The sequence below is a fragment of the Candidatus Eisenbacteria bacterium genome, assembly GCA_018831195.1.
In the GTDB taxonomy this organism is placed as follows: Bacteria; Eisenbacteria; RBG-16-71-46; order CAIMUX01; family JAHJDP01; genus JAHJDP01.
Genome location: JAHJDP010000019.1, coordinates 38,291 through 54,026, shown reverse-complemented (window position 1 = coordinate 54,026; position 15,736 = coordinate 38,291). Strand labels below are relative to the sequence as shown.

The 15,736-nt window shown below is 57.7% G+C and carries 9 protein-coding genes; 7 read left to right on the top strand and 2 right to left on the bottom strand.

The window, feature by feature from the left end:
* Positions 1-77 precede the first annotated feature (77 nt).
* The 3 genes from KJ970_03125 (at position 78) to pepT (ending at position 6,296) form a co-directional block, all read left to right on the top strand.
* Positions 78-1,409: an NCS2 family permease gene (locus tag KJ970_03125; GenBank protein ID MBU2689893.1), complete on the top strand. Its 1,332-nt coding sequence runs from the start codon at positions 78-80 to the stop codon at positions 1,407-1,409.
* 187 nt (positions 1,410-1,596) lie between these two features.
* Entirely contained in the window at positions 1,597-4,890 is a 3,294-nt protein-coding gene (locus KJ970_03120; GenBank protein ID MBU2689892.1) for a PAS domain S-box protein, read from the top strand.
* A 143-nt stretch (positions 4,891-5,033) separates the two neighbouring features.
* A complete protein-coding gene (gene pepT / locus KJ970_03115) occupies positions 5,034-6,296 on the top strand; it encodes a peptidase T (protein MBU2689891.1) in 1,263 nt (420 codons plus the stop codon).
* 19 nt (positions 6,297-6,315) lie between these two features.
* Here the strand turns inward: pepT and KJ970_03110 are convergent, their stop codons facing one another.
* Both KJ970_03110 and KJ970_03105 read right to left on the bottom strand, forming a co-directional pair.
* Positions 6,316-8,973 (bottom strand): insulinase family protein, encoded by a 2,658-nt coding sequence (locus KJ970_03110; GenBank protein ID MBU2689890.1) that lies wholly within the window; start codon positions 8,971-8,973, stop codon positions 6,316-6,318.
* Entirely contained in the window at positions 8,970-9,236 is a 267-nt protein-coding gene (locus KJ970_03105) for a hypothetical protein (GenBank protein ID MBU2689889.1), read from the bottom strand. The genes KJ970_03110 and KJ970_03105 overlap by 4 nt, the downstream gene beginning before the upstream one ends.
* Between KJ970_03105 and KJ970_03100 the strand changes: the two genes are divergently transcribed.
* From KJ970_03100 to glnA, 4 genes are all read left to right on the top strand, one after another.
* Positions 9,235-11,367, top strand: a complete 2,133-nt coding sequence (locus KJ970_03100) for a HEAT repeat domain-containing protein (protein MBU2689888.1) — start codon at positions 9,235-9,237, stop codon at positions 11,365-11,367. The genes KJ970_03105 and KJ970_03100 overlap by 2 nt on opposite strands.
* A gap of 150 nt (positions 11,368-11,517) precedes the next feature.
* The gene (locus KJ970_03095) at positions 11,518-12,111 is read left to right on the top strand and encodes a hypothetical protein (GenBank protein MBU2689887.1); all 594 of its coding nucleotides are present in this window, start codon (positions 11,518-11,520) and stop codon (positions 12,109-12,111) included.
* Positions 12,112-12,139: 28 nt separating this feature from the next.
* Positions 12,140-14,176 (top strand): VCBS repeat-containing protein, encoded by a 2,037-nt coding sequence (locus KJ970_03090; GenBank protein MBU2689886.1) that lies wholly within the window; start codon positions 12,140-12,142, stop codon positions 14,174-14,176.
* 119 nt (positions 14,177-14,295) lie between these two features.
* Positions 14,296-15,735 carry a type I glutamate--ammonia ligase gene (gene glnA / locus KJ970_03085; protein ID MBU2689885.1) on the top strand — a complete coding sequence of 480 codons (1,440 nt, stop codon included), beginning with the start codon at positions 14,296-14,298 and terminating at the stop codon, positions 15,733-15,735.
* Position 15,736: the final 1 nt, after the last annotated feature.

The window sequence follows — 15,736 nt, the reverse complement described above, 5'->3', positions numbered from 1 at the left end:
AGTTCGGGTAGGCTTTTTGCGGCCGGGGATTCCTGATTCCGGCGGACAAGAATCGATATCAAATGGGGGGATGCGGCATGTTCCTGGAGAGATTCTTTCATTTGCGGGAAGCCGGAACAACGGTTCGATTGGAAGTTTTGGGCGGAATAACGACTTTTATGACGATGTCCTATATCGTCTTTCTGAATCCCGCCATCCTCGCTCAAACGGGGATGAACTTCGGCGCCGTCATGACCGCCACCTGCCTCAGCGCGGCGGCGGCGACACTCCTTATGGGCTTTCTCGCCAATTATCCCATCGCCCTGGCGCCGGGGATGGGCGAAAACATCTTCTTCTTAACCGCTGTTTTGGGGATGGGCATTACCTGGCAACAGGGATTGGGCGCTGTTTTTGTCGCCGGAATCGTTTTTCTCATTCTTAATCTCTTCAATGTCCGCCAGGTGATCATCGACGCCGTTCCCGAATCCCTAAAACACGCCATCGCCGCCGGGATCGGGCTCTTTATCGTCTTCATGGGATTGGTGAACGCCGGAATCGTTGTCCGGCATCCGATGGAGCAAGCCGTGCCTGTACATTTGGGTGAGTTAAACAATCCGGCCGTTTGGGTTTCATTGCTCGGGCTTGTTCTCACCGGCGCCCTTCTCGTGCGCAAGGTACGGGGCGCCATCCTATGGGGTATTTTGTCAACAGCGGTGTTGGGACTTATCTTTCGCGTGGCGCACTACCAAGGGCTTGTCGCGCCCCCGCCCTCTCTCGCCCCGACATTCCTCAAGATGGACATTGCGGGCCTTTTGACCTGGGGAATGATCCCCATCATTCTCATATTCCTCTATATGGATGTTCTGGATTCGATCGGTACTTTCATTGGTGTCGGAGAACGCATGGGTCTCCTTAAAAACGGCCGTCTTGAACGGGGGACACGGGCATTGACGACAGACGCCGCCGGTACGGTCATCGGCGCCTGTCTTGGCACCTCAACGGTCACAGCCTTTATCGAGAGTTCGGCCGGCGCGGCGGCCGGCGCCAGAACCGGCTTGGCAAATCTTGTCACGGCCTTGCTCTTCCTCGCGGCTCTTTTCTTCAGTCCGGTGGCCCAAATGATCGGGGGGGGATACGCCTGGAAAGAAGGGGTCCTTCTCTACCCGGTCACGGCGCCCGCCCTCATCGTGGTCGGAACCTTCATGGCGGCCAGCCTCCGCAGGATTCCCTGGGATGATTTTGGCGAAGCGATTCCAGCCCTCCTCATCGTGGTCGGGATTCCGTTGACCTACAGCATTGCGGAGGGTCTGGCCCTTGGATTCATCAGCTACCCGGTCATCAAGCTGCTCGGCGGTAAAGGCCGTGAAGTCAATCGGTTATGCTATCTGCTCGGCGCGATCTTCCTGGCCCGTTATCTCTTTCTCGACTGAGAGATCGGGTTTCTCGACCGGTCAAAACGCTCCATCTCCACTTGGATATGGGATTTAGGAAAGCGTCTTCCTCATCCGATAGATTTTGGAGGTGTGGGAACCGGATCCTCAGAGAGGAACGGCACGGGGCGACCCTCATCCGTCTTCAATTCCGGCGATTTGCGGCTGCGGCCGAAGAGGTCCGTTTATGGTGGATCATTCCAAACATTCCGCGCATCCATCCGAGGATCAGCCGCGCCCTGGAATGCCCTCTTCACACCAAGATTCCCTTCCTGATGAAAATCTTGAGAGAGAAACTTCGTCTACCGCCGATTTCAGATTCGAAAGTTTCAAAAACCTATACAAAGCGACTTTTGAGCAAACCGGCACCGGGATGGTCCTGATCGAAGAAGACACGACCATCTCTTTGTCAAACGCCAAGTTCCAGGAAATGGTCGGGCGCAGCCGCAGTGAAATCGACGGGAAAATGAGCTGGACCGAATTTGTCCATCCTGAAAAATTGCCGGAATTGATAAAAATGCATCGGGAACGAAGGCGGCCCGACAGCCAGACACCCGGAATGTACGAGTCCATTTTTCAAACCCGGGAAGGGGATCGCCGGGATGTTCTTGTTAATGTCACTGTCATCCCCGGGACAAAAAAGAGCGCTGCCTCTGTTATTGATATCACAGAACACAAACAGACCTCGGCGCTCATCCGGGCTCAACTGGAACTGGCTCAGAAGATCAGCGGTGAAAACGACTTGCAACGTGCTTTGGAATCTTGCCTTGAAACAATTGTCCATGTTTCCCGCATGGATTTCGGAGCCGTCTACATGAGGAGTGATTCACCGGGCTGGTACACTCTTGCCGCCACACGAGGTCTTCCCTACAAAGCAGCGGAAACCCTCTCTGATGCGGCACCGTGCCCGCTGCTGAAGGAAGCCCTGCAAACAGGAACGGGAGCCTACGCGACTTCTTCCGAGGAAGCGACCGAACGCCGATTCCTCTTCAATGACGGGAAAATCCGTTGTCTCGGTATCATTCCGATTGTTCACGAAGGGCGGATCATCGCCTGTCTGGCGGTGAGCTCGAGAAGCGAGCACCGGATGCACCATTATGCCCAAGTGGGCCTTGAATCATTTGCCGCCCAGATTGGTGAGGTGATCACCCGTATCAATAACGGGCGGCGATTGCGGGAATCGCTGCAAACGGCCGCCGATATCATTCATGGTATTCATACCGGAATCATGATCGGCCGATTCGAGCCCCCCCATTGTCTCACCCTCCTCGACTGCAATCCGAAAGCCGAAGAGATACTCGGCATCCGCGCGGAATCATGCCGGGGACAGGATGTTAAAAAAATCTGGCCCCGGCTCTTCGGCGAAGAAAAGGATCCGCTTCCCGATTGGGTGTTGAAAACCTCAGAGCCCGGCAAAATCAACGAAATTGAATACAACGATGAAAGAGTCTCCGGAATTTTCCGGTTTTCCGTATCCCGACTCGCCGGAAAAAGGATTGTCGTCGCCATTGAAGATATCACCGAGCAAAGGCGATCCGAAATGGAGCTTCGGGCGACAGAGGCCCGATATAATTATATTACCGAGGCTGTCACCGATTATCTTTATACGGTCCGTCTTCAAGATGGCAGGCCGGTTGAAACAAATCACGGCCCTGCCTGTGTTGCGGTCACCGGCTACTCTCCGGAAGAGCTTTCACAAAGACGATTCCTCTGGATAGAAATGGTTCCCGAGGAAGACCGCGAGAGGGTCTTGAATCATGCCCGCCGCATTCTTCAAGACGGCGAGATCCCGCCCCTGGAGCATCGCATTATCCGGAAGGACGGGCAGGTCCGGTGGGTTCGCAATACCGTCATCCGGCATTATGATCATGAGGGCAGGATCAAATCATATGACGGATTGGTTCAAGAGATAACAGAGAAGAAACTCGCCGAAAGAGCCTTAAGGCAATCGGAAGAGAAGCATCGCCTGGTCGTCCAAAATGTAAATGACGGAATCTGCATCGCACAGGACGGAATGTTAAAATTCGCCAATGCCGTTCTGGAGGATCTCACCGGATACACTTCCGAAGAATTAACGACAAAACCATTTATTGAACTAATTCATCCAGAGGACCGGATGCTCGTTGGAAGCCGTCATCAAAAACGGATGCGCGGCGAAGATGTCGAAAGCGTTTATCCCTTCCGGATTTTAACAAAGGACGGCCGCTATCACTGGATCGAGATCAATGCCGTCAGAATCGAGTGGGAAGGCCGGCTCGCCACCCTGAATTTTCTGAGAGATATCCATGAAGAACGGCTGGCGCAGAAAGAAGCCTTTGAAAGCCGGCGGACTCTTTCAACACTCATCAGCAACCTCCCCGGCATGGCTTATCGGTGCAAGTTTGATGAGCATTGGACCATGGAATTTGTGAGTGACGGCTGCTATACCCTTACCGGATTCCAAGCAAAAGACCTTATCGGCAACAAGACAATTGCTTTTGCCGAACTGATTCACGACGAAGACAAAGATGAGGTTCGGGTTAAGGTCGAGCAGGCTGTGGCCAACCGGGAACATTTCCAAGTCATCTACAGGATTACCGACGCCTGGAGAAAGGAACGCTGGGTTCTGGAGAAGGGCAGCGGTGTTTACTCCGATGAGGGCGAGCTCCTGGCATTGGAAGGTTTTATTTCGGATATATCCGACCGCCTGCAGGCGGAGCAGGAAATGCTCAAAGCCAAGGAGGCGGCGGAAGCGGCCAATATTGCCAAGTCTGAATTTCTGGCGGTGATGAGCCATGAGATACGAACCCCCCTCAACGGCATCCTCGGCATGCTGGATCTGCTCATGGAATGTTCGCTCAATGATGAGCAAAAAAACTTCGCGGGGGTGGCTCGGACCTCAGCCAAAGCACTGCTGACCATCGTCAATGACGTTCTCGATTTCTCAAAGATTGAGGCGAAAAAACTGGATCTTGAATTAATTGATTTTGATATTCGCGAGTGTGTCAATGAGATCAAGCAGATCCAGGAAACCCATGCCGCCGAGAAAGGCTTGGAATTTCACATTCTTATGGCGGATGACCTCCCCTCGGAAATCTCCGGGGACCCTCTGCGGCTCAGACAGGTTTTATTGAATCTGACCGGCAACGCCATCAAATTCACCGAATCGGGAACCGTCGCGATCAAGATATCGAGGTCAACATGGACAAAACTCCAGGACGAAGAGATTCTGTTCGAGGTCATCGACACAGGGATCGGTATCCCTGCCGACCGGATCGACAGGCTCTTCAGATCCTTCTCGCAAATCGACCCATCGACATCGAGGCACTACGGCGGGACAGGGCTGGGCCTCGCCATCTCGAAACGCCTGATTGAGCTGATGGGGGGCACAATCGGCATCAACAGCAAACTCGATTTCGGTTCGACCTTTTGGTTCACCCTGCCTATAAGACGATCAGCGCCGGCCATACTGGAAGAGGGTGAGGACCGTCTCGCCTCCTGACCGGCTTTCGACATCTCCATCATACACCTCATCGTCCATAACCTGGCTCCATTAACGGCCGGCTCGCAATCCTCTTTACCTCTTGCTTCCCTCTTCATATCCTCAGGGGAGGCTCAGGAATTCATTCAACAGGAGGAGTGGCAATGATTACCGACGAGATGCGCCGTTTCTATGCGGATGATGTACGCGAGCGTTTTTTGCGTTATGTCCGCGTTCACACAACTTCCGACGAGGCATCCGAAACAACACCCTCGACCCCATGTCAATTCGATCTCGCCCGCATGCTGGAGGGTGAATTAAAAGAGATCGGGCTCCAGGATGTTCTCTGTGACGCGCACAGTTATACATATGGCACTCTTCCCGCGATGAAGGGATGCGCCTCCGCGCCGCCTTTCGGTCTGCTGGCTCATCTCGACACCTCCCCGGATCAACCGGGTGAAAACGTCATCCCCGTCCGGCATGAAGCTTGGGATGGATCCCCGATACGCTTCCCCGACGATCCCGGTCTGCGACTCACGGAAACGGATGCGCCGGAGTTGAGCCGGCATGCGGGTGAGACAATTATCACAGCTTCGGGAAAAACGCTTCTCGGCGCGGATGACAAGGCCGGTATTGCGGAAATAATGGCGGCTCTCGCAACCTTGCAGAAATTCCCCGAGCTGCCGCATGGAGCGATCCGTGTCTGTTTCACACCCGATGAGGAAATAGGCCGGGGAACAGTGAAGCTGAATCTGGAAAAACTCCCCCGGTATTGCTACACAATGGATGGCGGTGCACCCGGCGAATTGGAAGCGGAGTGCTTCGACGCCTGGCGGGCCGACCTTAACTTCAAGGGCGCCGGCGTCCATCCCGGATATGCGAAGAATAAAATGATCAACGCCTCAACCGTGGCAGCGCGTTTTCTAGCGGCTTTGCCGGAGTGGCAAACCCCTGAACATACCGAGGGAGATGAAGGATTCTATCATGTAACATCCATTTCCGGTGATTTTGAAAACGCTGAAGCCGGCATCATCATTCGGGATTTTGAAGAGAGCATTAATCTTGAGAGAATCGATTATCTCAAAAAAACAATTGAACAATTCGAAAAGCGGTATCCGGGTCTGAAAATCGACCTGAAGGTCCGTCATCAATATAGAAATATGCGTGATATTATAAAAGAGCACCCCGGTGTTGTTGAAACGGCCGTTCTTGCAATGGAGAACGCGGGGCTGAAGGTCCATATCAAATCAATCCGCGGCGGCACCGATGGAAGCGCATTGACACAAAAAGGCCATCCGACGCCGAATATTTTTACAGGCGGATTCCTCTTTCATTCCAGAAAGGAATGGATCGCCGAATCAAATCTGAATCGGGCGGTGGAAACAATCCTCCATCTCGCCGCCTGCTGGAGCCGGAAAGGGGATTGACCGGTCCTAAAGAACCGATTCAAGCCGTGGCGCCCGGGACCTTTAACGTTCCCGCTGACGCCAGAACCATTGACTCGGGCTCAAAAAGCCGGACAGCTTGGGTCTCAACATCGGCCTTTTTGATTCTTCTGAGACGGTCTACATACTTTTCAATCACATCGGGTCCATGGCCGTATCGCTCCCCATCGAGCAACATGTCGGCAACCGCCCTATTTGTTTCAAGCCGGACCGGGAAGGAGCCTGTCAGATGCTGAATGGCATCCTCGAACTCATCATCCTTCACACCGGTTTCACAAAGGATCTTCATCTCCCGCAGCACACCCTCACGGGCCTTCTCCATATTAGAGGGATGGACACCGATAGAAATGTACCAGGGGACGATCCCCAACCCGGGTCTCAACCTGGAATAGACTCCATAGGTCAGCCCTTCATTATCGCGCAGCTGCTTGCTGAGCCGAGAGGAGAAATAACCTCCCAGTATAAAATTCGCCACATAGGCTGGGTCATACCCCGCGTCGTCCCGCGCCAGGCCGGGCTTGGCGAATACCATGTCGACCTGGAATTTTTCCGGCAACTCGACATGATCTCTCGGAGAACCGGCGGGGGGTGCAAAACCGGTCCAGCGCCGGGCTTCCTCCCGCGTGGGGAAGGGCCGCCCCGGCACCAAGTCCCCGAGCGTCCGCCGCAGCAGATCGATAGCATCGCCGGCTTCCACATCGCCCACGGCGGCGACCGTGAGACTCGATGCTGCGAGCGCTTTCGAATGCAGGCGCGACAGATCAGCAACGCTGATCCCGGCGAGATCCTCTTCCGATCCCATGGGAAACCGGGCATAGAGATTCTCTGCGCCGCATAACATTTCCATACAGCGATAGTAGGCCCGGTCAAAAGTATCCTGGCGGGATTCGCGGATCGTGTTTAACATTTGAGCGCGGACGATTTCCCATTCCTCATCGGGAAAAGCCGGTTCTTTCAGCATTTCGGCCAGAAGCCCGGTCACGGTCTCCAAGTCCTCACTCAGGCACTTCATATTAAAACCAAAGACCTCAATCGAACCCTGAAAGGAGATCCCCGCGCCCAACCCTTCAAGAATCTCAGCAATTTCAGCCCGTTTGCGCCGCTGCGTCCCACGATCCCACATCTGCGCGAGGGCGTGGGTCATCCCCCGGCCAGCGCCTTCCAACAACATCCCGCCCTCGAACCGGCCGGCGATCTCAATCGTTTGGTTCGATCGGTTGGACCGCACCAGCAGCGTCGCTCCATTATCGAGAACCTCCCGGTGGGTTTTGGGCAGGGCGCCGCTCCCTGTCTTTACCGAGGGGGATTTTACGGGGCGCCCGGCGGTGCCAAGCGCTTGATCCCACTCAATGGTCTCCTCACCCGGCCCCTCGACTTTCTGCGACGGCAACTCGGGGACGGAGGTTATTGTTTCCTCCCCTTCGCGAACTGCGAGATACCGTCCGACCGTGCGGTGATTGGGAATGAGATACTGCCGGGCCACGCGTTGAATATCGCCGATGGTGACCTGCTCCATCTCATCGAGATAAGTGAGCCCGAAACGCCATCCACAGGAGGCTTCCAGCTCACCCAGGAAAAAGGCCTGGCCGCTGACGCGGTCTTTGCGATAGATATAGGCGACGCGATTGCGCTTTTGGGCCCTTTCCAACTCCGCCGCGAGCGCGGGGCTCTCCTGGAGTTCGCGAATCGTTCCATCAATGGCCGCCTCCACGTCATCGGGCTTCACGCCGGGAGAAACTTCGGCATCAAGGAAAAAAAGATAGGGATCCTCCAGCGTGGAAAAATTCATAGCCGACGCCGCCACGGCGAGTTTTTGTTCTACAAGAGATTTGTATAATCTGGATGTCCGCCCCTGGCCGAGGATCTGGCCCAGCAGATCGAGGGCGTAATTATCGGGATGCAGCCGCTGCGGAATGCGGTACGCCAAGCCGAGCAGGTCGTTCTCTCCCGGTTTGCGGATGATCACTCTCCGTTCGCCCTTCTGCGGCGGCTCCACCGTAACCACCGGCGGACGGGCGGGGCCCGGCGGAATCGCTCCCATATACTTTTCAACCATTCGCAGGGCTGCGCGGGTTTCAACCGCCCCGACAATCACGACAAAGGCGTTGTTCGGCTGATAGAATTTATTGTAAAAGTCATGTATCTGATCGGCCCGGATGGCCTCCACATCGCTTCTCCAGCCGATGGTCGGCCAGTGGTATGGGTGCTCCAGAAACGCCGTCGATTGAATCCGTTCAAATAAATTCGTGAAAGGGTCATCCTCATTGCGTTCCAACTCGTTCCTCACAACCGTCATCTCATCATCCAGATCCGATTGGGTGAAGAGAGCGCCGCGCATGCGATCCGCCTCAAGATCGAGAATCAATTCAAGCCGGTCGGTGCTGATCAGTTCGTAGTAATTTGTCCGGTCGAGCCAGGTCGATGCATTGCTGATAGCGCCGTTCCGATGGAAAGTCGCATCAAGCTCTCCCTTGGGAAATCGCCGGGTCCCTTTGAACATCATATGTTCGAGGAGGTGGGCCAGCCCGGTCGCCCCCGATGTTTCATGCTTGCTCCCCGCTCGATACCAAATGGAGCAACAGGCCGTGGCCGTGGCGTGCGATTCAGAGATGATGACTTTCAATCCATTGTCTAATATATGTTCAGAGGTGGGATTCATCGTTCCTCCATAAACCGGGGCCCGGCGCGGATATCGTATCCCGCCGCGGGCAGCGTGACCCGCTGCAAGATAGCCTGAGAATCGGTGACGCAAGGGAAGGATGGTAGCAAAATGAGACATTTTGATGTGAGAAAGACCGCGCGAGCGGCCGACAGGCGTTCCCAGGCGCCGATCCCGGCGCTTCCCCTCTTCCTGATCCCGGGCTTTCTGATGCTGAGTTTCCTGATGCCGATCTTACCCGGCACACCCTCAGGCCCCGCCATGGCTCAAGTCCCCCATCCCGACCCCGGGGCCGCTTTCGTCCCTTCCCCCGGCGAATCGATGACCGGCTGGACTTTGCGGTTTCCCGTTCTGGAGCCATCGCTGGAAGCGGACATCGTTGCGATCGAGGACGGCCGGGAGGACCCCTCCGCCCTGAAACCATTCATCGGGCACACCCATCCCGAGGTCCGGATCCGGGCGGCCTATGCTTTGGGAAGGATCGGTGGTGATGGTGCGCGGGAACTTCTCAAACTTCTGCTGGAAGACCCGATCGCCCGCGTCCGAAGGGCGGCCGCCTTCGGTCTCGGTGAGGCCAACGGAAGCGAGGAGATCGCCCTTCATCTCCGCCGTCATCTTTCCGTCAGCGACGAATTCGATCCCGCGACGCGGGCGCTCTGCGTTGAAGCCCTCGCCAAGCTTGGTCTCGGCGATGAGCCGGATCAGCTGCTGCAAACCCTTCAGGATCCGGATCGCCTTGTCGTGCAGGCCGCCCTGCTGTCACTCTGGCGGCTGGCGCCTCAAGGAATGGCCGAGCGGGCTTTGGAGCTCTGCCATGATCACGATCCCGCCATGCGCTGGAAGGCCGGCTATGCGCTGATGCGTCTCGCGGGAACTCCGGCGTCGGGACGAACGCCGATCCCCGAAGGTGGCGAGCTTTCGAAGGCGATGCATGATGAGATTCTTCTCCGCTTTTTGGAGATGGTCGATGATCCGGCCGCCATCGTCCGGATGCAGGCGATCCGGGGCCTGGGCGGGATGCCGGAAGAAGGTGTCTTGGAAACCGTCATCACCCAGGCGGCCCATCCCGACTCAAGGGTGCGCATTGAGGTTGTCCGGGCGCTGGGCCGGCTGGAAGCCCCCGCGGCGCAGATGGCCCCCTTCCTTCGCGATCCTGTGCCCCCGGTCCGCTTGGAGGCCTTGAGATCGCTCGCCACGGCCGCCGATCCTGAAGAAGCCCTCAGGTTTTCAGAGCCTTTTTTGAAGGCGGATGAATCCTGGGCCCGGGAAGCCGCGGTGGCGGCGCGGGCCGATCTCTTCTGGTCGGTGGAGCAAGCGGATCGTCTCGAAGAGATGTGCCGCGCGATGCTGAAGGATCCCGCATGGAATGTCAGAGCCGAGGTTATACGTTTGGCCGAGCGGGAAGATGAACGGGGAGCCTTCATGCGTCGCCTTCTGGGACCGGAGGCGGAGCGCTGGTTCGCCACCGAAGATCCCCGCGTCCTCAAATTCGCGGCCGGAGTCTGGTTGCGGCAATCTTGGGAGAGAGATCATGCCTTGGCGCCGGGCCGTCCCTTCCGTATCGAGTTGGAGCGCTGGTTGAACCACGAGGATGAGATGGTGCGCGCCATGGGGTACGACGCGCTGATCAACATCGCCGGGGAGATGCGAAGCGAACATCGAATAAATCATGTGGACGTGCCCGATCCAGCCCCTTGGGAACAACATTTCCAGTCGATACTAAACGCCGGATTGGAAGATCCCTCCGCTGACGTGCGGGGCATCGTCGTCGACGGCATCTCATCGCTGGTGCCGATAGGGCCGGCGGAATGGAACCTCCTCTCCAAGGCCTTGAGGGATGAGGAGTATACTGTCCGTGTCCAAGCGGCGGCCATCCTGTCGGAACACGGCGTTCGTGTGCCCTACGGCGTTCCCGGCCGCGCGGCGGGGATGTCCCGAAAACAGCTCGAGGCTGTTTTGTACAAGACACGCCGATGGCACATCGCCGAGATCACCACATCCAAGGGCCTATTAAAGCTGGACCTCTTCTCAGATCAGGCCCCGCTCACCGTGGCCAATTTCGCACGGTTGGCCGAAGAGGGGTACTATAACAATACCGTCTGGCATCGCATCGAGCCCGACTTTGTCGCGCAGGACGGCTGTCCGCGGGGAGACGGATGGGGCGGCCCAGGTTATACCATCCGATGTGAAATCAACACCTGTCGCTACGGGGCCGGCGCGCTCGGGATGGCCTTATCCGGCAAGGATACCGGTGGAAGCCAGTACTTCATCACCCATTCTCCCCAGCCCCACCTCGACGGCGGTTATACCGTCTTCGGCCAGATGCGCGAAGGCTGGGATGTCCTCATGCGCCTGGCGCCCGGGGACCGGATTTTGAAGGTCGTTGTAAAGTAGAATTGATGGACGTTGATCAACATTGATGCACGCCCCAGTTGTGTTAGATTCTCCCAGAACCGGGGCGAAGACAGGCGCGGCCCAGGATCCGGTTCGCGGGACGGTTTAAAGACTCATTCATGCAAGTGAAAATGCGAGGAGGGAACCTCAATGGCTGGCAACGGCCGGGGCATTTGGATCATTACGACAGTCATCTTTTTAATCACCACGATTCTATTCGCATACTTGGCAATGCGTTACAAGGGCCAGGCGGTATCGCCCGCCACCACGGAAGCCGGCATGGCCGAGTCCGAAGCAAAGGAGATGGACGCCGCGAAGCCCGACGATATCCCCATCGCTCAGATGGTGCGAACCCAGTCGGCTTGGGAAACAGAGAACACGGCCGCTCCGATGGCGAACGTTCCTATTTTTGAGCTCGCTCCATCCGGATTGACCGACCCCCTCATCATCGAATTAAAAACCACGGTGCAGTGGTTCGTGTTGATTTACCAAATTCCGGCCGATGAGGATTTGAACAACCCGGAGATTCTCATCATCGGTCCAGGGGATCGCGTTCTCTGGGGTGCGGGCCCCCTTCCATCTATGAGTCCGCAATCGCGCCAATCGATCGCCATTCCTGGAAACTTTCTGCCCCGCGGGGAGCACAAGCTTATTGTTAAAGGTTCCAACGGGGAAAATTTGATATATCCATTCCAATTAACGCGGAAGCGGCATCCCGGCGAAGTCACCATAGGAAATCAATAAGGCCGGCTCCGGGCTGAGGAGAATCGAGATGAAACGGTCTATCCCGCAGATTCCGGGATCCGTTCTCCCGCATCTCCTCAGCCGGTTTCTCAAGATTCAGGTTGTACATTTAATCCGCCGAACGCCGCATCTCCTGATCCCGGCGTTCCTGATCTTTTGCGCGCCGCACCCCGCCGGCGCGCAGGCGCCCCTCGAGATGCCCACTGAAATACCCCCTCTCGTCACCCTGCAATTGGAATCCGGCGTCCGCTACGCGCCGGAAGGGGAATGGGACGGATTGATTATCATTCCGGTCGGAGATGAGGTTTGGGACCGCCTCTACCTCATCCACCAATCCCGCTATCAGGTCGTCGCCATCCTCTCAGGTGGTCTCCCCCAACCGGGGCAGTCTATCCAAGAGATCGACCCCTTTCTCAGTGATCCGGCGGGCCCCCCGCTCATTCGGGATTTCCCCTCGCCGATCGCACCCAAGGAGGGATGGCCGATTCAGCTGGATGAAGGCTGCCGCGGTCCGGTCGCCCCCGTTGATCTGGGCTCCTACGGCGGCCTGGCGGCCTCCACACCAGGCGGATGGGTCCATCTTTTCGACGCCGCCGGACGATCCCAGCCGGGGTGGCCGGTTTATCTGGAGGGAGGTGCGCCCACCGGACCAGCCGTCGGTGATCTGGATGGCGACGGGGACAACGAAATTGTCGTGGGTTGCCGCGATGGCTCGATCCACGCCCTAACCCTTTCCGGACGGGAATTAACCGGCTGGCCGGTGCGCCTTCCGAATGAAGCGCCCGATCCTGCCCTGGCCGCCATCCTCACCGTTGCAGATCTGGACGGCGACGGGCTGCCCGAGGTCATTTCAGCAACCCGGGGTGGAACCCTCGCTGTCTGGACCTGTCATGGGCAGCTCTACTCCCCGCTTTGGCCTCAACAGATTCCTCCAAAGGCCTCGCCGCCGAATGCGCCCTATCTCTTCGCTTCCGCGGCCACGGGGGATCTCGATGGCGATGGCCGCCTCGAGATCATCATCCCCTCAAATACTTGCCAGGTATGGGCTTGGCACGATGATGGCCGTCTCCTGAATGGGTGGCCCGTCTCCATCCCGGGTCCCTCCCGGGCCGGCTACAGCTCCCCTGTCATCGGACTGAGATCGGATACGGGGCGGCCGACGATCTACCTGGGGACGGATCTCGGCTATGACAGCCGTCCCCGAATCCTCGCCCTCTCAGGCACGGGGCGCTTCCTGGATGGCTGGCCGGTGGATAGCCCCGAGAGAATCTATGCCGCTCCCGCCCTCGCCGACCTGACGGGTGATGGACATCCGGAGGTGATTGTCGCCACCATCGGGGGCAACGGGTATCTCCTGGCGCTTGACGGCCTGACCGGAATGGCCCTCCCCGGTTGGCCCGCCATGATCGACGGGGTCTCCTTCAACTCCAGTCCCATCGTTGTCGATGTGACGGGTGACGGGGAGCCGGAAATCCTGGCCGCGGGCCTGGAAGCGGGATTCGACACCCGGGTCCTGATCCCGGCCGTCGACAGAGAAGGGCGGATGGTTTCCGGCTGGCCGATCATCCTCGATTCCGAGGAAATCGTCGACTCCAGTCCCCTGGTTGTGGACCTGGATCGGGATGGGATCCTCGAACTCGCCTTCGGGACATCGGAAAAGGGGCGGATCTATCTTTGGGAGCTTCCAACGGCGGATAATCCGGGAAACGCGCCGTGGCCGATGATGCAGGGAGACGCCGGGCGGACCGGGATGCCCCTTGAACCTACATCCCGCAAACCAAAGGAGCTTCAACCGAGAAAACCGTTCGATGCCAAGGCGACTCCTAATCCCCTCACCACGATTGCCTTCACCCTGACCGCCGACGGCCGGGTGGTCTTGGCCATTCTGAACCTCAAGGGCGAGATGGTCCGGCATCTTCTGGATCACACCCTGCCGCCGGGAATTTATCAGATCATTTGGGACGGGCGGGATGATCGAGGGCGCCTCCAGCAGGCCGGCGCCTATTTCTACAGCCTGCAGACGGGCCCCTCGGCCGCGACCCGCCAGCTCCTCCTGCTCGAATAGGAGACTCAACTCCCGGTATTTCAAAACATTGATCCCGCGCATCGAGCGTCAGCACCTTGCGACCGAGGCCTGTAAACCGCTACCATTAGAGAAGTGCGGAAAATTTGGGGGAGGGATTTATGTCAGCTTCTGTGGACCAAGTGGCCCGCGACCGGGTCTTCGGTTTGATCAGGGCTTCCGGCGCGCAGATGGTCGATATCAAGTTCTGCGGCGTCTTGGGCCGCTGGCGTCATATCACGGTGCCGTCGGATCAATTTACCGATGGGATCTTTCAAAACGGCATCCCCTTTGACGGATCGAGCATCCCGGGGCTGACGCGGGTGGAATCGAGCGATCTTCTGCTGATACCCGACGCCCACACATCCTTTATGGATCCCTTCGCGCAGGTTCCGACGCTGAGTCTCATTGCGGATATCTGCAGCGCCGAAACGCACGAACCCTTCGCGCGCGATCCCCGCACCGTGGCGCACCGCGCCGCCGATTATTTGAGCTCCCTCAGCCTGGCGGATGCGATCCTCATGAGCCCCGAGTTCGAGTTTTACGTTTTTGAATATGTCCGCTATCGCAATCTGCCCTACGCCGCCAGTTATGTTGTCGAATCGGCCGAAGCGGAATGGAACACCTACCGCGAGCCGGCGGAAGGATACCAGCCGACCAATATCAATCCCCGCAAGGGTGGGTATCACGCCCTTCCCCCGAAGGACACGATGGACGGCCTGCGCACCGAGGTCTGCGTTCGTCTCAAGGAAGCCGGATTAGGCATCCGCTATCATCATCATGAGGGCGGCGGCCCCGGCCAATGTGAAATCGAGATCCTTGCGACTCCTTTGTTAAAGGCGGCCGACGCGGTGATGCTGACCAAATATTTTGTTCACATGACGGCGCACGGGCACGGCCGTGTCGCCACCTTCATGCCGAAACCGATTCATGAGGAATCCGGCAACGGGATGCATGTGCACCAGCACCTCGTGAAGGATGGGAAATCCCTCTTCTACGATCCCGAGGGATGGGCCAAGCTTTCCAAGACGGCCCTGCATTATATCGGCGGCCTGCTCGAGCACGGACCCGCCCTCTCCGCTTTCGTCAATCCCAGCACCAATTCGTATAAGCGCCTTGTCCCGGGCTATGAATCCCCGGTGCATCTGACCTTCGGCCCCGGCGACCGCACCGCCGCGGTCCGCATTCCCGCCACATCCAATCCCGAGAAGAGCATGCGCATTGAGTACCGCCCGCCCGACGCCACCTGCAATATCTACTTCGCCCTCTCGGCGATGCTGATGGCGGGGCTGGACGGGATCCGCCGTGAAATCGATCCTCTCAAGGCCGGCTTGGCCCCCGCCGCCAACGGCGGCAACGGCACCTCGTCGGCCAACGGCCTGCCCCCCACGCTGAAAGATGCGCTGCAGGCCCTGCATGACGATCATGATTTCCTGCTGCAGGGGGATGTCTTCAGCCGTGAGTTTATTGAGGATTGGATCGAGCTCAAGACGACGCGCGAGATCAACGAGGTCGCGCGCCGGCCGCATCCGTATGAGTTTTTCCTCTATCTTGATCTGTAGT

Coding starts and splice junctions, on each gene's coding strand:
- KJ970_03125 (MBU2689893.1), top strand. CDS start 78: ATGTTCCTGGAGAGATTCTTTCATTTGCGGGAAGCCGGAACAACGGTT.
- KJ970_03120 (MBU2689892.1), top strand. CDS start 1,597: ATGGTGGATCATTCCAAACATTCCGCGCATCCATCCGAGGATCAGCCG.
- pepT (MBU2689891.1), top strand. CDS start 5,034: ATGATTACCGACGAGATGCGCCGTTTCTATGCGGATGATGTACGCGAG.
- KJ970_03110 (MBU2689890.1), bottom strand. CDS start 8,973: ATGAATCCCACCTCTGAACATATATTAGACAATGGATTGAAAGTCATC.
- KJ970_03100 (MBU2689888.1), top strand. CDS start 9,235: ATGGCTCAAGTCCCCCATCCCGACCCCGGGGCCGCTTTCGTCCCTTCC.
- KJ970_03105 (MBU2689889.1), bottom strand. CDS start 9,236: ATGGCGGGGCCTGAGGGTGTGCCGGGTAAGATCGGCATCAGGAAACTC.
- KJ970_03095 (MBU2689887.1), top strand. CDS start 11,518: ATGGCTGGCAACGGCCGGGGCATTTGGATCATTACGACAGTCATCTTT.
- KJ970_03090 (MBU2689886.1), top strand. CDS start 12,140: ATGAAACGGTCTATCCCGCAGATTCCGGGATCCGTTCTCCCGCATCTC.
- glnA (MBU2689885.1), top strand. CDS start 14,296: ATGTCAGCTTCTGTGGACCAAGTGGCCCGCGACCGGGTCTTCGGTTTG.